This window comes from Bacillota bacterium, from assembly GCA_013314855.1.
Classification (GTDB): Bacteria; Bacillota; Clostridia; order Acetivibrionales; family DUMC01; genus Ch48.
Window position 1 is genome coordinate 18690 of sequence record JABUEW010000008.1, and the last position, 21060, is coordinate 39749.

Sequence of the window (21060 nt, forward strand, 5' to 3'; positions counted from 1 at the left end):
TTTATTGGATATTTAATGCATAAACTTTACTCTGTAATTATTATGAAAAATATTAAATTAAACATTAGGGGTTGGTCAAAATGTCCGGACAGAAAAAAACTGAAAACAAACTGGTATTGCCACTGTTGCCTCTAAGAGGGCTTACGGTGTTTCCATATGTAATTATGCACTTTGATGTAGGGAGGTTGAAATCCATTAAGGCACTTGATGAGGCAATGGTAAATAACCAGCTTATCTTCCTTGTTGCCCAGAAGGATGCAAAAAGTGATTCACCTACTGAAGATGAAATATACCGGGTTGGCACTATATCAAAAGTAAAACAACTGGTTAAACTTCCTGGAGACACTATAAGAGTGCTGATTGAAGGCATAAGCAGAGCAGAAGTTGAGGAATTTGTACAAGTGGAGCCTTGTTTCATGGCAAGGGTTGTTGAGTATGAAATTCCAGTCGATGAAGGACTCGAAATTGAAGTTGAAGCACTAAAAAGACGAGTAATGGATGCCTTTGAAGAATACGTAAAGCTAAGTAATAAAGTAACACCTGATATACTCTTGACCATTTCAACAGTTGAAGATGCGGGACAAATGTGCGATATGATAGCGTCCAGCATATTTTTAAAGGTTGAGCAAAAACAAGAGATATTAAATGAGTTCAACCCTATATCCAGGCTGGAAAAACTTCTCGAAATCCTTATAAAAGAAAATGAAATCCTGGAAGTTGAAAGAAGTATAAACCTTAGAGTCCGCAAGCAGATAGACAAGATGCAGAAGGAATACTATTTAAGGGAGCAATTAAAAGCAATACAAAGCGAGTTGGGAGATAGAGAAGGAATAGTAGGAGAAGTAGAAGCTTATAAAGAGAAGATAGAAAAGGTAAACTTGCCCCGAGAGGTGGAAGAAAAAGTCAACAAAGAATTAGACAGGTTATTAAAGATGCCTCCAGGTTCTGCAGAAGGCGGGGTCATAAGGACGTATCTTGACTGGATATTGGACCTTCCTTGGAACAAAAAAACCGAGGAAATTATTGATTTGAAGAAAGCAGAAGAAATACTTAACGAGGACCATTATGGCCTTGAAAATGTTAAAGAAAGAATAATTGAATACCTTGCCATAAGAAAGCTGACAAATAGTCTAAAAGGGCCCATACTTTGCCTTGTAGGCCCGCCTGGAGTTGGTAAAACGTCTATTGCAAAGTCTATTGCCAGAGCATTAAACAGGAATTATGTAAGGATGTCATTGGGAGGAATCAGAGATGAAGCTGAAATAAGAGGACACAGGCGTACTTATGTAGGCGCTATGCCCGGCAGGATTATTTCGGCAATGAAGCAGGCAGGTTCTATGAACCCGCTTATTCTACTTGATGAGATTGACAAAATGAGCAATGATTTTAGAGGTGATCCTGCGTCAGCAATGCTTGAGGTATTAGATGGAGAACAGAATTTTGCCTTTAGAGACCATTATCTTGAGGTTCCTTTTGACCTTTCGGATGTACTTTTCCTTACAACTGCAAACAATAGGGATACTATACCCAGGCCTCTTTTGGACAGAATGGAAGTAATTAATATATCAGGGTATACTGAAGAGGAAAAGGTGAATATTGCAATAAAGCACCTTATACCTAAGCAGATTAAAGCCCATGGCCTCAAGAAACGTAATCTGATATTTGAAGAGCAGGCAATAAGGGATATAATTGCTTACTATACCCGTGAAGCAGGAGTGAGGAACCTGGAAAGAGAGATAGCAGCTATTTGTAGAAAGGCGGCCAGACAGATTATCAGTAAAAACAGAAAGGTTATCCGGGTAACATCGGGAAATCTTGAAAAATATATAGGAGTTAAAAAATACAGGTATGATAAAGCTAGTGAAAGGGATGAGGTTGGAATTGCCAGAGGACTTGCGTGGACTCCGGTAGGAGGAGATACATTGTCAATCGAGGTAAATATAATGGAAGGCAGTGGTAAACTGGAATTGACAGGTCAACTTGGAGATGTTATGAAAGAATCTGCGCGGGCGGCTATGAGCTTCATACGTTCAAGGGCGGATGATTTTAATATTGCCAAGGATTTTCACACAAAATACGATATTCATGTCCATGTTCCTGAGGGCGCAATACCAAAGGATGGTCCTTCAGCCGGGATAACACTTGCCACTGCGATTGTTTCGGCCCTGACCAACATTCCTGTAAAAAGAAATGTTGCTATGACAGGGGAGATTACTTTAAGGGGAAGAGTATTACCTGTAGGAGGATTGAAAGAAAAAGTACTGGCAGCACACAGAGCGGGTATTGATATGATAATTGTACCTATTGATAACAAGAAGGATATTGAGGAAATACCTGAAAGCATCAGAAAAAAAGTAAAAGTTGTTTTTGCTTCCGACATGGATACCGTATTGGATATAGCTCTAATAAAAAGAAGCGAAAAAGTGAAACATAAAGTAAAAAATACCCACGATGAAAAGGGGAGTATTTTACTTTCAGAAAAACAACCGGTGATAAGCAATATTGAGAACGGAACTGCAGAGCTAGAACAGTAAATTATAAGTAAGAGGTGGGAAGAGGAAAGGGGGAATCTCATCTCACCTTTTACTTCCACCTCCTCACATTTATTAGAAATAAGTGTTGAGTACATCAATTGCACCTTTTTCGATCATCATTTCTCCGTATTCGTTAAGATAACCTTCATAGAAACTTGTATTAAAAACTTTTTTTCCGTATTCACTCAATAAAGATTCCAATTGCATGTAATTAAGAGGTTTCGTACTTTTTAAAAGCAGGTAGAATTTATTTTCAAGCTTATAAAGATAGCTTTCACCTGAATATATAAGATATACCTTATCAACCACATTACAGATATCATCAAGGGTATCAAAACAATATATGATTCTTACAGGGTAAACTATTCTATGGCCTTTTCTCTTTATCCTGGGGTCAGCCTTTCTAAACCTGTTTTTAATATATTTTTGTAATGATTCAAAATCTGCATCTTCATCCAGCTGGGTTATTGTAATTATAAAGCCTTCTGTCAAATCACAAACAGGTTCAAACACAATATGGGCATTTGAAAAATCAAATCCGTATTGTATTTCTGCCTGTTCCATCATATCCCAGAGCAATTCCTGTGCAGCTGTAGAATTATAGGTCAGGGATTGAAGGTCGATATTTCTTTCTTTCAGATCATTTAATGAAATGGTAACTTTAATTATATTGTCACTTATTTTTTCAATTTTCATATTCATCACCACAATTCATTTTTTTTTCTACCATCCTCCAACTCTATTATACTTTGTAATTTAAAAAATGAGAAGACCCAAAATTTTTATAGATTAATAAAGAAATTTACTTTCATTAATATTGGAATTCCTGCATTTTTCGAGTATAATACTCATATGTACTCTATGTACAAAAATGTTTTTTGGAGGATATTATGCGCCGTTCAAGAAATCCTTTACTTTTTGTGATTTTTATATTAGTGGGCGGATTATTAGGGGGCATTCTCGGGGAAATATTATCCCAGCTGCAAGGGTTGGCATGGATAAAAATGGGGGGAGTAAATGGTTATAGAGAATTATTTTCTTTTTCTTTCGACCCCTTAATCAGCACTAATTTCTTAAATGTTGGTTTAAGCCTTGCCGTAAGGGTTAATTTTGGCAACCTTGTGGGGATAATAATTGGAGGATTACTTTACTTAAGGACGTGAATGCTATATGGAGAAAATAATATTAGCTTCAGCATCGCCTCGCAGAAGACAACTATTAGAGCAGTGGGGTATACCTTTTACAGTTATACCCTGTGATCTTAATGAAGAAAATATCAAATTGTCTGGGGATCCTGGAGAGAAAGTAGAAAAACTGGCATTGGTAAAAGCTGAAAATGTAGCAAAAAAAATTGGAAAAGGTTTGGTAATAGGAGCAGATACCATTGTTGTCCTGGATAATGCAATTTTTGGAAAACCTAAAAATGATCTGGATGCTTATAATATGTTGAAGAAGTTAAGCGGAAAATGTCATGAAGTGCTAACGGGTGTTGCCGTAGTAAATTCAGAAAACGGTGTTTATAAAACTGCTCATGAAAAGACAAAAATTTATTTTACTCATATTAGTGATATGGAAATATGGACATATATAAATACAGGAGAACCAAAAGATAAAGCCGGTGCATATGCCATACAGGGAAAGGGAGCATTATTTATTGAGAGAATTGAAGGATGCTATACCAATGTTGTAGGACTACCCCTTGTACTTGTTAAAAGGATGTTGAAAGAATTTGGCATAGAGTAAATGAACTTTGGAAAGTAAAATAATTCTTGAAAAGCTAATATTGAAGATCTTCCCCGAAAAATAATGGAAATATATATCATATAATCCATATAAAATATTTTTTACAAAAAGAAGGAAATTTGAGTTATGATGTCGAATAATAAAAAAGAAAGACCGGGGAAGGATAATTAATAACAACTTGAAAAAAAGGTAAAGATAAGTTTATAATATTAATGTATATGACGTTATATAAATAGGGTAATCCCCGGCAGGTGGAAATTTATGTCAACTTAACTTACTTAATGTGATAAAAATATAATAAAGCCTTACGGGGAGGTAAAACACAAAATGACAAAAAAACTAAAGGTAAAGGATTTACCATTGGATGAAAGGCCATATGAGAAGCTAGAGAAATATGGTCCGGAAATGCTTTCTAATGCAGAACTTTTGGCAATAATTATTAAATGCGGAAGCAGGAATGAAACTTCAGTTTCTTTAGCCCAGAGGATACTTATGCAGGATGATGAGGGAAAAGGTCTAGCTTACTTGCATGACATTTCTCTGGAACAATTGAGAACCTTAAAAGGTATTGGGAAGGTGAAAGCGATTCAAATTAAAGCTCTCATGGAGTTTTCGAAAAGAATTGCATCAACCTTCAGTAGTAACGGCAGGGTTACAATAAGGTGTTCAAGTGATGTAAGCAGGTTATTGATGGAAGAAATGAGACATTTAAAGAAGGAGGTTTTTAAAACCATTCTTTTAAACACGAAAAATCAGTTAATAAAACAAATAAATGTCTCGGTAGGCAGTTTGAATGCTTCTATTGTGCATCCGAGAGAAGTTTTTTCCGAAGCTGTAAAGGCAGCTGCTTCAGCAGTTTTGTTTGTGCATAATCATCCTAGCGGAGATCCTGAACCCAGTATGGAGGATATAGAAACTACAAGAAAATTGGTAAGTGCAGGAGACATATTAGGGATAAAAGTACTGGACCATATAATTATTGGTGATGGTATTTATACTAGTTTAAAAGAGAAAGGATTAGTTTAGTATGAGTATATTTAGTAAGGATATAGGTATTGATTTGGGTACTGCTAATACTCTTGTGCATGTAAAAGGTAAAGGTATAGTGATAAGAGAACCGTCTGTAGTAGCTATAAATAAAAAGACAAATACAATAATTACTGTTGGTGATGCAGCCAAAAGCATGATAGGCCGCACACCTGGAGATATAGTAGCTATAAGGCCACTGAAAGATGGTGTTATAGCAGATTTTGATATAACTCAGAGTATGCTGAAATATTTTATCAAAAAAGCAGTTAAAACTACACTTATCTCAAAGCCCAGGGTATTAATTTGTGTCCCGTCCGGTGTTACCGAAGTTGAGAAAAGGGCAGTTGAAGAGGCTACTTACCAAGCTGGAGGTAGGGAAGTGTTACTGATGGAGGAACCAATGGCAGCTGCTATTGGTGCAAATTTACCTGTAGAAGAGCCATCCGGGAGTATGGTTGTGGATATTGGAGGAGGTACAAGTGAAGTTGCCGTAATATCTTTAGGGGGAATAGTTACGAGCAGGTCTTTAAGAATTGCGGGTGATGAGTTTGACCAGAGTATTGTTAATTATATAAAAAGACAATATAATTTAATGATTGGGGAGCGCACGGCAGAAGAGATTAAAGTAACCATTGGTGCTGCCTATCCAAAACTATCGGAACAGGTTATGAATATACGTGGAAGAGATATGGTTTCGGGACTTCCAAAAAATATAAATATTACATCTTCTGAAATAACTGAAGCGTTAAGAGATCCGATTAATGCTATTATCGATGCAATAAAGTATACAATGGAGAGGACGCCGCCTGAATTAGCATCCGATATTATGGATAGAGGTATAATGCTTACGGGCGGAGGGGCACTTTTAAGCGGCTTGGATAAGGTCATTTCCAAAGAAACGGGGATGCCGGTCCATATTGCAGAAAATCCGCTGGATTGTGTTGCATTAGGTGCTGGGAAAGTATTGGAAGGAATAGAGACAATGAGAAAGGTATTAATTTCTTCAAGAAGATTTAGATAGAAGGGAGACTTAACCATTGGGGCGCCTGGCACGGTTATTTAAAAACAGGTTATTGTGGCTTGTGTTAGTTACAATTATATTGATAGTGGTAATGGGGGTGTCTTTTTCAAATAAAGATATTTTTAAGGTTGCAAGAAATATTATAACTATTCCGTTATCACCACTACAGAAATTTTTTTTCTTAACGGGACAAAAGGTAGAGTATTTTTTTTCCACTTTTAAAGAAATAAAAACTCTAAAAGAAGAAAATGAAAGGTTGAAGATAAGAGTAAATGAACTGGAAAAAGAAAATAGAGAACTTATTGGGTATAGAGATAAAATAGAAGAGTTGAGAGAAGCATTGAAACTGAAATCTCAATTTGAAGACTATGAGATAATAGGTGCTAATGTAATAGCAATAGATGCCGGTAATTGGTTTAATGTGTTTAAGATAGATGTTGGAACAAAAGACGGTATTGATGTTGATTACCCTGTAATTACAAGTACAAAAGGATTGGTTGGCAGAGTTTTGAGCTCTGATTTAACTTCTTCTAAAGTTATATCCATTATTGACGAAGATAGTGTTGTAAGTTGTTGGCTTTCAAAAAGCGGGGGGGGCCATGTAATAGTTAAGGGTGACTTGACTTTGAAAGAACAAGGACTTTGCTTTATGTATAATATCCCCATTAATGTAGATGTGGCTGTTAATGATGTAGTTGAAACTTCAGGACTAGGAGGTATATACCCGAAAGGTATCCTTGTGGGAAGGGTAAAAGAAGTAAGGCAAGCTAACAGTGAACTGGACAGATATGGGATTATAGAGCCGGAGGTGGACTTAAAAAGGCTTCAGGAAGTGTTTGTTTTGAAAAAGAAAGAAAAAAAGTAGTGGAAAAATCGGATAAGAGGAAAAATCCATGAGAATGAAGGTCCTTATTTATGTAGTGAGTATTTTTGTTATCATACTTGTGCAGACAACTGTTTTGGATTATATTGAAATTAATAACATTAAACCGAACCTGATCCTGGTATATAGTGTATGTATATCAATACTGGAAGGAAGTATGGGAGGAGCAGTTATAGGCCTTTTTGCGGGATTGGTACAGGATATTGTGTCAGGTAAGACATTAGGATTTTATTCGCTATTGGGCATGTATCTGGGAGCAATTGCCGGTTTAGCGAGTAAAAAGCTATATAAAGACAATATCCTTGTTGTGGTGTTGTTTACTTTTTTTTTAACGATGGTTTATGAAAGTGGAGTGTATTTGCTTAGTAGATTTGGAAATTTAAGAAGCCCCGGTTTGCTTTATATATTTAAGACAGTGGTCTTCCCCGAAGCTTTATATAATAGTGCTTTTTCAATATTAATACATTTTATGGTGATAAAAGTTAATAGTAAACTTAATTTTAGAAGTAAAGTAATAAGACGGTATTAATATGCTGTGCAAAGGTTAGTTTAATATTGGTGGGGGTATGAGTTTATGGACGAAAATAGCAGTATAATTTTCAAAGCAACAAACAATGGCTTAATCCTTATAATGAAGGAAGAAGATGATTTTGAAAAAATATATGAACAAATAGGCAAAAAGCTTACTGCTGCCGGTAAATTTTTTAAAGGGGCTTCTCTTGTAGTAAAGTATCGCGGTAAAAAATTACTGCAGGATGAAGCAGAAAAACTTTGCCGTTTGATGTCTGATAAAACTGAAGCAGAAATAACAGCTTTTGAAGAAGATACCGACTATGATCCCAAAATATCGGAAGATGGTGTTGAAGTTGAAGAAAACAGAGGAGCAATACCTTATGTAAAGAGTTATTATTTTGAAGGTATAGAAGAAGGAATAACAAAGTTTTACAGGGGAACAGTACGCTCAGGTCAATTAGTAAGCTTTAACGGCAACCTGGTTATTCTGGGTGATGTTAACCCAGGTGCAGAGGTACAGGCAACAGGTAATATTATTGTGATGGGTTCCCTGAGGGGGATTGTCCATGCTGGCATGGACGGTAATAAAGAAGCGATTATTGCAGCTCTTAATTTGCAGCCTGTGCAGTTAAGGATTGCAAACATTATTACTCGGCCTCCCGATGAAATAAAGGGTAAGGGCCCTATAGCACCTGAAATAGCATATATTAAAGATGAACTGGTGTATATTGAAAGTTTTTTACCCCAAAGATAGGACAGAAAAAATAAGCCATAATAATTGACAAATTGAGAAAACAGAGATATATTTTTCTAAGATGTATACGTATATAGGGGGTTTATATTTAATGGGAGAAGTCATAGTAATTACTTCCGGAAAAGGTGGAGTAGGTAAAACAACAACTACTGCTAACGTGGGAACCGCTCTTGCTCTAAGAAATAAAAAGGTTGTTCTTGTAGATGCCGATATAGGTTTAAGAAATTTGGATCTTGTAATGGGACTAGAAAACAGGATTGTGTTTGACCTTGTGGATGTAGTGGAAGGAAGGTGCAAATTAAGGAATGCCCTTGTAAAGGACAAGCGTTTTGAGGGGCTTTTCCTTTTACCTGCTGCTCAGACCAGGGACAAGTCTGCAGTAAAGCCTGAACAAATGATTAAGCTTTGCGACGAATTAAGAAAGGAGTTCGATTACACTATAATTGATTGTCCGGCAGGAATTGAACAGGGTTTTAACAATGCTGTTGTTGGAGCTGATAAGGCAATTGTAGTTACCACTCCTGAAGTTTCTGCCGTAAGAGATGCAGATAGGGTTATAGGACTTCTTGAATCCAAAGAATTGCGAGATCCTAAGCTCTTGATAAACAGGATAAAAATTGATATGGTAAGACGTGGTGAAATGATGAGTATAGAAGATGTTAAGGATATATTGGCTGTTAGTTTGATCGGCATAGTGCCGGATGATGAAAAAATTGTGGTATCTACCAATAGGGGAGAACCTATTGTTACAGACCAAAAGTCGCTGGCGGGACAAGCTTACAGAAATATTGCGCAAAGGATAGACGGTGAAGAAGTTCCGTTCCTTAGCCTTGAAGATGATGAAGGATTTGTATTTAAATTAAAGAAATTGTTGGGCATTAAAACTACCTGAAAATACCTGAAAAGGAGAAGAAATATGATTTTAGATTTTTTTAACTTTTTTACAAAACCAAAAGCATCAAAAGATGTAGCAAAGGAAAGACTGAAACTCGTATTGATTCATGACAGGGCCAATGTATCCCCTCAGTTTTTGGAAATGATAAAGAGTGAAATTATAAAAGTTATAACCAATTACATCGATATTGATGAGGAAGCCCTCGATATACAACTGACACGCACCAAAAGTGAGGATGGAGAGAGTATTGTGCCGGCATTGGTGGCCAATATTCCTATAAAAAGTGTAAAAACAAAAAAAATAACATAATTTGGCTGATAGTTATGAATATAGCACTGATAGCACATGATAAGAAAAAAGAACTAATGGTAGATTTTTGCATAGCATACAAGTCCATACTTCAGAACCATACCTTATATGCAACGGGTACAACGGGAACAATTATTGCTGAATCAACGGGATTAAACGTATACAAGTTTTTCCCTGGCCCCCTTGGGGGAGCTCAACAAATAGGAGCCAGGATAGCCTGCAACGAAATGGACCTGGTTATATTTTTTAGGGACCCTTTGACTGCACAGGAATATGAACCTGATGTAAATTCTATTCTTCGACTTTGTGACATCCATAATATACCTGTAGCAACAAATATTGCTACTGCAGAAATGTTAATCAAAGGTGTCGAAAGAGGGGACCTTGCATGGAGAGAATTGGTAATTAAGCAGATATAAGCTATTATAGCACATCAATGTAATTATTTTGCTCATACAGTTGATTTGCTTATCCCTCGTCGGATTAACAGGCTCTACGAGACCTTCCGCAATGTTTCTGTCATTATATGGGTCATATATAAAAAATGCGCCCTCATTATTGTTGGTTTAAGCCATGCTGTACTACAAATTACTCGGTTCAGTGACGTTAACAGTAATAAATTCTGGACTTGGACAATATAATTTAGATGAATAAAAAATGCTACTTAAGAAAGGATGTGGGTAGTATGGACGATGTTATTGTAAGGGCAAAGTACTCCCGTAATACTCCCCCTTATAGAAGAAAAAGGTTACAGGCAAAAGAAAGCAACACATTGGGGGAAATTGTAAAAAGACAAATTCTTATTTCCATACTAATATTTATTATTATTTTGAGTATTAAGAACATTAATACCTCCATAACAAATTTTATTATTGATAAGGTTAAATGGACTTTGTTGTGGAATATAGACATTAACGATATTTACAGGCAAATTAATAATATAATTGAGGGTGAAGAAAACACAGGATACGAAAATAATAGCCCAATGGAAAACGATAATCAAACTAAAAATGAAAAACAAATACAAGATGAAAATTCCTCTGAAAATAGTGAAAGTATTGAACTTGAGTTCATATTGCCTATAGAAGGAGTGGTTTCATCATATTTTGGTGAAAGAATTGACCCCGTTACTAATAAAATTAAGTTTCACAGCGGTATAGATATTGAAGGGGATGAAAGTTCTCAAATTAAAGCAGTTGAAGATGGTGAGGTAATAGAAATATCCGAGCACCGTATGTATGGTAAATATGTAAAGATAAGACATTTAGGGGGAATAATAAGTTTATATGCCCATTGCTCAAGAATTCTGATAGAAGAAGGGATGAAAGCCAGTAAAGGCGATATAATAGCGGAAGTTGGAAATACCGGTGTTTCCACAGGTACTCATCTGCACTTTGAAGTGTGGAAAGATGGGAAACCTGTGGACCCCCTTGAATTTATAAAAGTGCCGATAAAAACAGATAATAAAAATGAAGTACTTTGAAAGTCTCTTATTTGCTCTTATATCAATATCACTACATGAGGCGGCCCATATTATTACTGCTGTAATTTTGGGAATTAAAGTAAATGGTATAAGAGTTTTACCGGTTGGTTTAAACGCAATTATTGAAGAAGATTTTAGTCCCCTATGGAAGAAAGTATTGGTTTATTTAAGCGGGCCGGCAGCAAATGGAATATTGTATGTAGCAGGCATATTAGCTTTGAAATATATGTATGCAGCAAACATATATGGATGCAAATACATAACAGTAATGTCGGCTTATAAAATTAATATAATGAATTTTATAAATGTAAATTTGTACCTTACGATATTTAACATTTTACCTGTTGTACCTCTGGACGGAAGCAGGATACTTATTAATATACTAATATCCGGAAAAGGTATTTACGTTGCTCATAAGTATATAAAGAAGTTATCTGCAGTTTTTGCTATAGTTTTTATATTTATTGGTTTTATTCAGTTATTTTATTCTTCTTTTTTCAATTATAGTTTAATAACTATAGGTATATATATAATTATTCAAATAATATCGAAAGGGGCTGAGGCAGCTTTTATGAATATGAAACAAATAATTTTCCGACGCTCAAGACTGTTAAAAAAAGGTATATACCCAGTGAGGGATTTAGTGGCTGTAAAAACTATGCCTCTTGGGGATGTTTTGAAAAATATGGATTTCGATAGGTTTCATATTATCTATGTCTTGGACGAAAACTTCAGGATTTTGAAAATGTATACGGAACAGGAGATAGTAGATGCAGTTATCAATTATAATTCGGAAATAACCTTTGAGGAATTTATCAGGAAAGTTCAATAGATAAAGCAAAGCATATGGCCAAACTTTATATGAATTTTACTGTGTAGATTTTTGTAGAAATGTGATATAATAAATTAAAAATATATAATGCGAAGGATGAAATAAATGGGAAAAAACAACAAGAATAGCAAAAAGGTGAAGCTCACAAGAAATAAAATCAGACTTGTAGTAATTACTGCAGTCGTGTTTTTTATAATCGGCTTTGGTTTTTCATATTTAGTGAGTAGTTTTAATGCAAGGAAGGATTTACCTGATGGCACGGCCAGTCCCAATGATATTGAAAGGACTCAGGATACTACTCTAAAGGATGGAGAAAATACTGGTAGAACTAATGATACGGGAAATAAACAATCGGGTGGGAAAAATAGTAAGGAAGATGAACGGGATACATCTAAAGTTGGTGAAAATTCTCATGCCCAACTACCTACCAATCCTACAACTCCAAATGTTGAAAAACTGAATATTGATGCATTGGAAAAACTTGACAACGAAAAACTTTCCTGGTGGATTAGGCTCAATAGTGAAAATAAGCCCTCAACCATACCAGATGACATAAGGAATCTCATTAGCAAATATGATGGAGTATTCCAGGGAGATACTTCAGAAAAAGTTGTTTACTTGACTTTTGATGAAGGGTATGAAAATGGTTATACTCCAAAGATATTGGATACTCTTAAGGAGAATAATGTAAAAACCATATTTTTTGTCACAGGGCCCTATATAGAAAAGAACCCTGATCTTGTAAAAAGAATGCTGGATGAAGGGCACCAGGTGGGTAGCCATACAGTTAACCATCCAAGTCTGCCTGATCTTAGCTATGAAGAATTGGAGAATGAGCTTTTAGGTCTGGAGAATAAGTTTTATGAAAAATTCGGAGTGGGGTTTAAATACATGAGACCTCCTTCAGGGGAATATAGTGAGAGAGTGCTTGCCGCAGCGCAACAGCTTGGTTACAAAACAGTATTCTGGAGTTTTGCCTATGATGACTGGTATACAGATAAGATAAGAGGGGCAGATTATGCTTACAACAAGGTTATGGAAAACCTGCACAATGGTGCGGTGCTGCTCCTCCATGCAGTATCGAAGGATAATGCTGATGCCTTGGACAGGATTATAAAGGATATAAAGGCCCAAGGGTATGAGATAAAGCCTTTTGATCTATAAAATAACTTTTTTCAGGTATTAAGTATCTCATATATTTTAAGTACCTTATCAACAATAACTTTACGTTCATTTTTCAACAAGGGTCTAACTATGGCAAGGGTTTCTACAAGCTTATTTTTGTTTAGTTTTCCATTCCTTGCTGAAATTAGCTGTTGTTTTAGCTTTTTATAGGTATTGATATATATGGCGCTTTTATCAACCATTTCTTTAAGACTATTTCCCCGGTAGTTGTTACTGTTAGGCAAATAGTCGGCAATTACCCTTATGACTTCTCCAAAAACGGATATGTTATTATAAGCCCTTTTCCCTGGTGTATAACTGTTTCGCGTATTTGGGTCTTTTAATATATTACGGATTTTATCTGCGGCATAGATAGCATTGGCAATACTCTGAAGATTTTTGCGTTTATCCACTATATTTCACCAACCTAAATGTCTATATATTTTCTATGATTTATTTTACGTAAGAGTAAGAATTAAAGTTACAATTGCAATGAAAAGACATACCAGGTTATAACCGAATGTAAAAAATAATCAAGGAGCGTAAAATCCGGACTTAAAAGTGGCCAAATAAGGTTGTGGAAACTTTTTTATAAATCGAAGCGAAGTTTCACAAAATTATTGAAATTAATTAAATATAGCACTATAATATAGATAATGTAAAGTTAAGACTGCATTATCTATATTTTTGTAATTTGAATATACGCGAATATACGCCAAAAACGGTCGTCATTGTTTTAAACTAAAATTTTTGTAAAGGGACGAGGTTTAGTATGAGTTATAAGAGTTTTGACGAAATAAACGAGAAAATAAAAACAGGAAAGGCTGTTGTGGTTACTGCTGAAGAGATAATTGATATAGTGGTTGAAAAAGGCGTAAAGCAAACTGCTAAGGAAGTGGATGTGGTTACAACAGCTACATTTGGACCCATGTGTTCAAGTGGGATGTTTATAAATTTCGGGCATTCCGACCCACCCATTAAGATGAGCAAGGTATGGTTGAATGATGTCCCGGCTTATGCAGGTATAGCAGCCGTTGATGCATATATAGGAGCAACCGAACTTTCAGAATCCAAAGGCATGGAGTATGGGGGTGCCCATGTTATTGAAGATTTTATTGCCGGAAAGAATATAAGTTTATGCGCTGAGTCATACGGCACTCATTGCTATCCAAGGAAGGAAATATCAACCTACATAAATAAGTACAATGTTAACCAGGCATATATGTTTAATCCGAGAAATGCATACCAAAACTATAACGCTGCTACAAATTCGTCGGACAGAATAATGTATACTTATATGGGCACGCTTTTACCCCGCTGCAATAATGTGACCTATTCCACTTCAGGGCAGTTAAGCCCCCTCCTAAATGATCCTTTTTACAGGACCATTGGCATAGGTACCAGGGTGTTTATAGGAGGAACACAGGGGTATGTAGCGTGGGAAGGGACTCAGCACAATCCCTGCCAGAAGAGGGGAGATAACGGCGTACCTATAGGTTCTGCAGGAACACTGGCGCTTATAGGCGATGCAAAGCAAATGGACAGAAGATTTATAAGGGCTGCCATATTCCAGCAATATGGAGTTACATTGTTTGTTGGTGTAGGTATTCCTATACCCATACTTGACGAAGATATGGTTGAAAAGACTGCTGTAAGGAACAGGGACATATTTACCAATGTGTTGGATTACAGTGTATCTTCCGGACCCAGGCCTATTCTAAAGCAGGTTTCATACGAAGAATTAATGAGCGGCAGTATTGAATTAAATGGAAAGAAAGTGCCTACTGCTCCATTGTCAAGTGTTAGAAAGGCCAGGGAAATTGCAGGGCTTCTCAAGGAAATGATAAAAAGAGGCGAGTTCTTTATCACGGAACCTGTGGCATTTTTGCCAAAAACAAATGTTGTAAATAAACTGGAAGTTAGGGAGAATGGAAATGAAAAAGATTAAAGTTACAATGTATTTTCCTGCAAACATAATTACTAAGCCTGTAACGTACCATCTTGTAAAAGACTATAACCTTATGGTTAATATTCTAAATGCAGATGTCAGTCTGAACAAGGTTGGGAAACTGGTTGTCGATATAGAAGGAGAAGAAAAGGATATTGAGGCAGGGTTGGAATTTGTCAAAAAAGTAGGCGCAGAGTATGAAATATTCTCCAAAGCTATTATATGGAAGGAGGAAAGCTGTGTACATTGCGGCGCATGTACTGCTGTTTGCCCTTCCGGTGCTTTACAGATGGATAAAACCGATTGGCGGTTGACTTTTGACAGAGAAAAGTGCCTTATGTGCGAATTATGCGTTAAAGCCTGCCCTTTGCGTGTAATGTGTATAAAAAATGGAGGACAGAGTTAGCCGGTGAGTTTTTTCAGGTAATTTTGCAGGCTTAAGATTGGCTTGAGATTACTGGAGAGTGAGGACTATATATTGAGTTCTATGTATCAAGAAAGATTTTATAGAAACTTGTTTAAAGGTGTTAACCTGGAATTCTTCGATGTTTGTGTATATGAGACAGACTTAAGGATAGGCGCTTCTAAAAACCTATACGAGGAAGCTCTAACCGGTGTTAAAAGATATAGAAAACAAATAGAAGAATACATTAAGCAAAATCCTGACTTCTTAAAGAGCCTTGAACCTATTAAAATTGAAGAGGGGGCTCCTCTTATTGTTGAGAGAATGGGCAGGGCTGCTGAAAAAGCAGGGGTTGGGCCTATGGCAGCTGTTGCGGGCGCAATAAGTGAAATGATAGGAGTAGAGCTTTTAAAATATTCGAAAGAAGTAATAGTGGAAAACGGTGGAGACTTATTTTTAAAAACTAATGTGCCAAGAAAAGTAGGGGTTTATGCCGGAAATTCACCTTTAAGCGGGAAAATTGCGTTAAAAATATATCCTGAACAGACTCCGCTAGGGATTTGTACTTCTTCGGGTACAGTGGGCCATTCATTAAGCTTTGGAAAAGCAGATGCAGCTGTTATTGTCTCTAAAGATACATTCTTAGCTGATGCAGCTGCTACGGCAGTATGTAACAGGGTAAAAACTCCTTCCGATATACAAGATGCAATTGAATTTGCCACGAGGATAGGAGGCATAGAAGGTGTGTTGATTATTATAGGAGACAGGATAGGGGCATGGGGAGACATAGAACTGATTAGAATATAGAGTTATAGAGCAAATAACATTTAATGGTAAATGGGGTAAAGATATGAGCATTAATACTGTTAATGATTATAATGACGCAAATGATACAAAAGAGATTTTAATTGAGCATGCAATAAGAAATTCACGCATACATTTACGGGATGCAAAAAGAATAGTGGTGAAAGTCGGAACTTCCACTATAACCTATAATACAGGGAAAATAAACTTATCTACTATAGATAAGTTATCAATGGTACTTTCGGACTTAATAAACCAGGGCAGAGAGGTTGTGCTGGTTACGTCCGGTGCTATTGGGGTTGGTATTGGTAAACTAAAACTTAAAGAGAGGCCTAAAACAATCAGAGAAAAGCAGGCTGTGGCTGCGGTAGGACAATGTGAGTTAATGCATATTTACAGCAAGTTTTTCTCGGAATATGGTCATATTGTAGGACAGATACTCTTGACACGGGATGTTGTTGAGGATGAATACAGGAGAAATAATGTTATTAATACCTTTGAAACATTATTGGAAAAAGGGATAGTTCCTATTGTCAACGAAAATGACTCGGTTTGTGTAAAGGAGTTGGAAGGGGAAAACGGAGGAAACATAGTATTCGGCGACAATGATACACTATCTGCTATTGTTGCAAAACTGATAAAAGCAGATTTATTAATAATATTGACCGATATAGACGGGTTTTATGATTCCGATCCCAAGAAAAACTCTTGCTCCAAAAAGCTATCGGTCATTACTGAGATAACGGCTGATATAGAGAACTGTGCAGGGGGAGTAGGTTCAAAGCAGGGGACCGGAGGTATGGTTACAAAGCTTACAGCCGCAAAAATTGTAACTTCTGCAGGTATAAATATGGTATTAGCGAATGGAAACGATCCCTCTGTTATAATGGATATACTTAAAGGCGAAGATGTAGGAACACTGTTTGTAAGACAGGTATAAGGATATAGTCAGTTTAAATATACTTCCTTTCTATATGGCTCCCTACAAGCATTGGGTTTACATCCAATATTACTTCATCCCCTACATTTGCATTAATACCTGTTAAATCTACTACAATGTTGTAAGTGCCTATCCTTCCAAGCACACGTGCATATTTGTCACCTATATTTACATATATTTTTCTATTTAGTGATTTTATATCGTTATATATATACCTCAATATATCTATTAGCCTAAAGGTATCTCTTGATTTTTCAACTCCAAATCCGTCCAGGTAACCCACCGGTATAATTCCTATTCTTGTTGCTTTTCGGGTTTTATAAGTATTGGCGTACCCAATGTTATGATTTTTGGGTAACTCTTTGGCTTCAATAATTCTTGACTTCAAATATCCTATTTTTTGAAGTTTATATGTATTTTCAATGGGAATTCTACCTAAAAACGCCGAGCCTATTCTTACAGCATCCAGGTGCATTTGAGGAAACCTTAAAAAAGCTGACGAATTACATATATGCAGCATACCGGGGTCTAATCCCTTTTGGCGGATTAATTCGACGGCATTAATAAATCTATTGTATTGAGAATAAACATCTTTTTCTTTCCTGGAAAAAGAAAAGGAAAAATGGGAATATGTGCCTGCAACCCTAATGTTTTGCATTGTCTGCAGAAAAGTACAGGCTTCGGAAATTTCATTGGGGAGAAACCCAAAACGCCCAAATCCTATATCAATTTTCAAGTGAAAATCTACTATTTCATTGAGCTTTAAACCTGTATCATTCAGAGTAAGAGCTGATGTTATGGAACCTACAGAAGGTATTATTTTGCTCTTAACAATAAGCAAGGCCTCATCCTCAATGCTGGTCGGGGTAAGAAGAAGCACTTTGCCTGAAAATCCGTTTTCTGCTAAACAGACTGCGTCTTTAATTTCAGAGACAGCAAATAAATCTATTCCATTTTCTTGTAAAAACTTTGCAAATTCCAGCATTCCAAGGCCATAACCGTTCCCTTTTAAAACTGCGATTATTTTCGAACGTGACATACTCTTTATAATGCCGATATTTTGGCGAAGCTTGTCCTTTTCAATTATCAGCTTCTTCATTTTGATGTTCTCCCCTTGACTCATCCTTGTTTTTAATAACAAATAACCTTCTTCTTGCTTCCCGGAATATTTTTTCTCCTTTTTCTATTGCAAAATAAATGAAAGGGTTAAATACATAGTCCAATTCTCCTATAAATTCAGTAAATTTACCTCCAAAACCTTTTTTAAAACGATATAAACCGTATAAGGGGTTATTTTCATCAATATCTCCCGATACGCCCCTAAAATCGTATATGTCACAGCCACTCTCAAGAGCCCATTTAATCATTTCCCACTGCAAAAGATAGTTGGGCATTACATTTCTATACTCATTACTGCTTGCACCATACAAATACCAGCATTTATTACCATATACTACGGCGATAGTACCGGCAATCATCTTTCCCTGGTAGTAGGCAAGATAGAGTCTTATATTTTCGGGACCCAAGCAGTCAAGCATTTGTTCGAAATATGAAGGGCTTCTTACAACAAATCTGTCCCTTATGCCTGTCTCAACCATTATTTTATGGAATTCGGGGATATCCTCCTTTGAGCCTATCTTTATTTCTACTCCTTTTCTGGCGGCTAAACGTATATTGTACCTTACTTTTTGATGAAAGGACATCAATAACTCTTCTTCAATCTTATTCCTTATGTCAAGCCGGAAAACAAAGCGTGGCTGAATGCCTTCAAAATCTGTTGAATCACTTTTTACCTTAAATCCGAGCTCTTTAATTATCCTTTCAAATTCCTTATCATCTTTCTCTATATCCGGGTCTAATTTCAGTACATAACTTTTATGTGCCCGGGCTACTTCTTTTGCTTTTTCTATTAGAGCCTTTATTGTCCCGAAATCATGTATATCGCATACCGGTCCGCGGGGGGAATACATTATAGTACGGTTTATAAAGGGTATCTTTCTGATAAGAAGGCTCATGGACCCCTTGATATTTCCTCCGTCGTCTTCTACCGTAACTATTTCGTTTACCCAATTTGATTTAACTTTTGCCCACTTCACAGATTGCATGAAATGCCCTTTAGGGTGTGTTTGCAAAAACTCCTCATATTTTACTATATCAATACTCAAAACTTTTATCCTCCTCTTCTTTATTCGGCCCTTAATTCAAAACTCATTTCATGAAGCAACTCAAATACTGCAAAAACTCGTCAAAATATAAAATTGAAAACTTCTTTTCGTTATATATCATCTGTAATAGCTTGTAAAAATCGTCGCCCAATTTTTTATGAATACCGGCAAAATATATTGCGGCATCAATATAAGCAAGGCGGTAGTATTCATCTTTTGATGAGTAGCTTTTTAAATCCATATCAAAAAATTTATTGTTATAAGTACTACCCAGCTTGTCTACACTTAACATTATTGCCAAATAACTTACAATTCCTTCATCCATAAAGGGTTCATTTACCTGGTCTGTTCCAATAATTCCATAGAACCATTGGTGTAACACTTCATGATACAAAACTCGTTTAAAATCTTCTTTATCATTATCATTGAAACAACTGTCTGCTATGAAAATCATATTGGAAAATTCCATTCCCTTCAACGGTATAGAGGCTTTTACCACAAAAAGCTTTTTATAAGGGTATGGGCCTATTTTCTTACTGGCAAACAAAAACGCTTCCTTGACATATTTTGCTGCATCTTTGGAGTTTATAAAATATATTTCTGTATTATTAACTTTTTCAACATGGATAATGTTAGCATTCAAGTTACCATTCTTAACTATAGCTGCCGGGAAATCCCGCAAATTTTTTGCAGTAAAAACTACCTTTAAACCTTGTACTTCATCATTTATACTATCCTGAATCTCCTTTTCCCCTGGGGCATATACTTCAATATTTTTGTCAATGTTAAAAACTATACGGTAATTATTCATTTCATATATATAAGGGTCTCCAAAACTTGAGTTATATACAAGTATAGGCTTATCCTCCTTATATACTGCAGGAGTAATAAGGAAGTTTGTAAGAAGAATTTGATTATCGGAATAAGAAATAGTGCCGGGAATTTTATTCAGGATTATTTCATATTCTATATGTATGGAAATGAAGTCTTTAACCGGACTTTCAAGCAGACAATTATCCGAAGCATTAAGTGGATCCGGGGCCATTTGAATCTCCAACACCATGTCATTGGTTTTCCAATCCCTAACTGTTATCGGTCCGGAATATTTATCTTCTACATCTATACTTTTTATAGTTGTTTTAGTAACATTTACAGAAGGTACATATAAAAAGACGGTGTCATTAAACCTATTGCCATCCTGATAGCCGGTCTCATTAATTATATCTGTTTTATGAGTCTTATCAGTCTTATCAAGCTTTATGGTTTCTTTTACAGTAACGATATTATCAGAAAAACTTACATCAGCTTCAATATTGTATATATCGGCATTTTCTTCGTTTATATTATTATAACCGGATATCTTATAAATATCATCGGTGTTGGCCATGGTTTCATTACCCAACACATGTGTAAACAAGGCCAAAACCCCAATTATTGCTATAACTTCGCTTACTATAGCTATTGCAACCAGAGTGGCAATACGTTTTTTCATTTGCCTGCAACCCCTTATATAAGTTAATAAAATTATAGCATGCTTATTTCATAAGTGTCAAAAATTATTTAATTAGGCATGCATATTGAAAAGTGAAGTTTAATTGAGTATACTTTTAATTAAGGACAAGCAGGCATAAGTGATACAA

Annotated in this window: 23 protein-coding genes; 18 read left to right on the forward strand and 5 right to left on the reverse strand. The window is 36.0% G+C overall.

Annotation, left to right across the window (positions count from 1 at the left end; translation table 11 throughout):
* Positions 1 to 80: 80 nt before the first annotated feature.
* The gene (gene lon, locus HPY74_02255; GenBank protein ID NSW89499.1) at positions 81 to 2534 is read left to right on the forward strand and encodes an endopeptidase La; all 2454 of its coding nucleotides are present in this window, start codon (positions 81 to 83) and stop codon (positions 2532 to 2534) included.
* Positions 2535 to 2606: 72 nt separating this feature from the next.
* Here the strand turns inward: lon and HPY74_02260 are convergent, their stop codons facing one another.
* Entirely contained in the window at positions 2607 to 3230 is a 624-nt protein-coding gene (locus HPY74_02260) for an adaptor protein MecA (GenBank protein NSW89500.1), read from the reverse strand.
* Between the two features lie 194 nt (positions 3231 to 3424).
* Between HPY74_02260 and HPY74_02265 the strand changes: the two genes are divergently transcribed.
* The 13 genes from HPY74_02265 (at position 3425) to pdaA (ending at position 13160) form a co-directional block, all read left to right on the forward strand.
* Positions 3425 to 3697 (forward strand): hypothetical protein, encoded by a 273-nt coding sequence (locus HPY74_02265; GenBank protein NSW89501.1) that lies wholly within the window; start codon positions 3425 to 3427, stop codon positions 3695 to 3697.
* 7 nt (positions 3698 to 3704) lie between these two features.
* A complete protein-coding gene (gene maf, locus HPY74_02270; GenBank protein NSW89502.1) occupies positions 3705 to 4277 on the forward strand; it encodes a septum formation inhibitor Maf in 573 nt (190 codons plus the stop codon).
* 327 nt (positions 4278 to 4604) lie between these two features.
* Positions 4605 to 5303, forward strand: coding sequence for a DNA repair protein RadC (gene radC, locus HPY74_02275; protein NSW89503.1), 699 nt, complete (start codon positions 4605 to 4607; stop codon positions 5301 to 5303).
* Between the two features lies 1 nt (position 5304).
* On the forward strand, positions 5305 to 6327 hold the full coding sequence (locus tag HPY74_02280; GenBank protein NSW89504.1) for a rod shape-determining protein: 1023 nt from the start codon (positions 5305 to 5307) through the stop codon (positions 6325 to 6327).
* A 25-nt stretch (positions 6328 to 6352) separates the two neighbouring features.
* On the forward strand, positions 6353 to 7192 hold the full coding sequence (gene mreC / locus HPY74_02285) for a rod shape-determining protein MreC (protein NSW89505.1): 840 nt from the start codon (positions 6353 to 6355) through the stop codon (positions 7190 to 7192).
* Positions 7193 to 7220: 28 nt separating this feature from the next.
* A complete protein-coding gene (gene mreD, locus HPY74_02290; protein NSW89506.1) occupies positions 7221 to 7739 on the forward strand; it encodes a rod shape-determining protein MreD in 519 nt (172 codons plus the stop codon).
* Positions 7740 to 7784: 45 nt separating this feature from the next.
* Positions 7785 to 8477 (forward strand): septum site-determining protein MinC, encoded by a 693-nt coding sequence (gene minC / locus HPY74_02295; GenBank protein ID NSW89507.1) that lies wholly within the window; start codon positions 7785 to 7787, stop codon positions 8475 to 8477.
* A gap of 91 nt (positions 8478 to 8568) precedes the next feature.
* Entirely contained in the window at positions 8569 to 9369 is an 801-nt protein-coding gene (minD, locus tag HPY74_02300) for a septum site-determining protein MinD (GenBank protein ID NSW89508.1), read from the forward strand.
* 24 nt (positions 9370 to 9393) lie between these two features.
* Entirely contained in the window at positions 9394 to 9681 is a 288-nt protein-coding gene (minE, locus tag HPY74_02305) for a cell division topological specificity factor MinE (GenBank protein ID NSW89509.1), read from the forward strand.
* A gap of 14 nt (positions 9682 to 9695) precedes the next feature.
* Entirely contained in the window at positions 9696 to 10100 is a 405-nt protein-coding gene (gene mgsA, locus HPY74_02310; GenBank protein NSW89510.1) for a methylglyoxal synthase, read from the forward strand.
* Positions 10101 to 10366: 266 nt separating this feature from the next.
* Entirely contained in the window at positions 10367 to 11164 is a 798-nt protein-coding gene (locus tag HPY74_02315; protein ID NSW89511.1) for a M23 family metallopeptidase, read from the forward strand.
* Positions 11151 to 11996, forward strand: coding sequence for a peptidase M50 (locus tag HPY74_02320; protein NSW89512.1), 846 nt, complete (start codon positions 11151 to 11153; stop codon positions 11994 to 11996). The genes HPY74_02315 and HPY74_02320 overlap by 14 nt, the downstream gene beginning before the upstream one ends.
* Positions 11997 to 12101: 105 nt before the next feature.
* Positions 12102 to 13160 carry a delta-lactam-biosynthetic de-N-acetylase gene (gene pdaA, locus HPY74_02325; protein NSW89513.1) on the forward strand — a complete coding sequence of 353 codons (1059 nt, stop codon included), beginning with the start codon at positions 12102 to 12104 and terminating at the stop codon, positions 13158 to 13160.
* Between the two features lie 11 nt (positions 13161 to 13171).
* On the opposite strand, the gene HPY74_02330 is transcribed toward pdaA, so the two are convergent.
* On the reverse strand, positions 13172 to 13573 hold the full coding sequence (locus tag HPY74_02330; protein NSW89514.1) for a hypothetical protein: 402 nt from the start codon (positions 13571 to 13573) through the stop codon (positions 13172 to 13174).
* Between the two features lie 359 nt (positions 13574 to 13932).
* Here HPY74_02330 and HPY74_02335 point away from each other — a divergent pair, with 359 nt between their 5' ends.
* The 4 genes from HPY74_02335 (at position 13933) to proB (ending at position 17255) form a co-directional block, all read left to right on the forward strand.
* Positions 13933 to 15108, forward strand: coding sequence for a hypothetical protein (locus HPY74_02335; GenBank protein ID NSW89515.1), 1176 nt, complete (start codon positions 13933 to 13935; stop codon positions 15106 to 15108).
* Positions 15095 to 15514, forward strand: a complete 420-nt coding sequence (locus HPY74_02340) for a 4Fe-4S binding protein (GenBank protein NSW89516.1) — start codon at positions 15095 to 15097, stop codon at positions 15512 to 15514. The genes HPY74_02335 and HPY74_02340 overlap by 14 nt, the downstream gene beginning before the upstream one ends.
* Before the next feature lie 81 nt (positions 15515 to 15595).
* The gene (locus tag HPY74_02345) at positions 15596 to 16318 is read left to right on the forward strand and encodes a UPF0280 family protein (protein ID NSW89517.1); all 723 of its coding nucleotides are present in this window, start codon (positions 15596 to 15598) and stop codon (positions 16316 to 16318) included.
* Positions 16319 to 16361: 43 nt separating this feature from the next.
* Positions 16362 to 17255 carry a glutamate 5-kinase gene (gene proB, locus HPY74_02350; protein ID NSW89518.1) on the forward strand — a complete coding sequence of 298 codons (894 nt, stop codon included), beginning with the start codon at positions 16362 to 16364 and terminating at the stop codon, positions 17253 to 17255.
* A gap of 13 nt (positions 17256 to 17268) precedes the next feature.
* On the opposite strand, the gene alr is transcribed toward proB, so the two are convergent.
* The 3 genes from alr to HPY74_02365 form a co-directional block, all read right to left on the reverse strand.
* Entirely contained in the window at positions 17269 to 18354 is a 1086-nt protein-coding gene (gene alr, locus HPY74_02355) for an alanine racemase (protein NSW89519.1), read from the reverse strand.
* The gene (locus tag HPY74_02360) at positions 18335 to 19360 is read right to left on the reverse strand and encodes a peptidoglycan bridge formation glycyltransferase FemA/FemB family protein (GenBank protein NSW89520.1); all 1026 of its coding nucleotides are present in this window, start codon (positions 19358 to 19360) and stop codon (positions 18335 to 18337) included. The genes alr and HPY74_02360 overlap by 20 nt, the downstream gene beginning before the upstream one ends.
* 103 nt (positions 19361 to 19463) lie before the next feature.
* A complete protein-coding gene (locus tag HPY74_02365) occupies positions 19464 to 20912 on the reverse strand; it encodes a hypothetical protein (protein ID NSW89521.1) in 1449 nt (482 codons plus the stop codon).
* Positions 20913 to 21060: the final 148 nt, after the last annotated feature.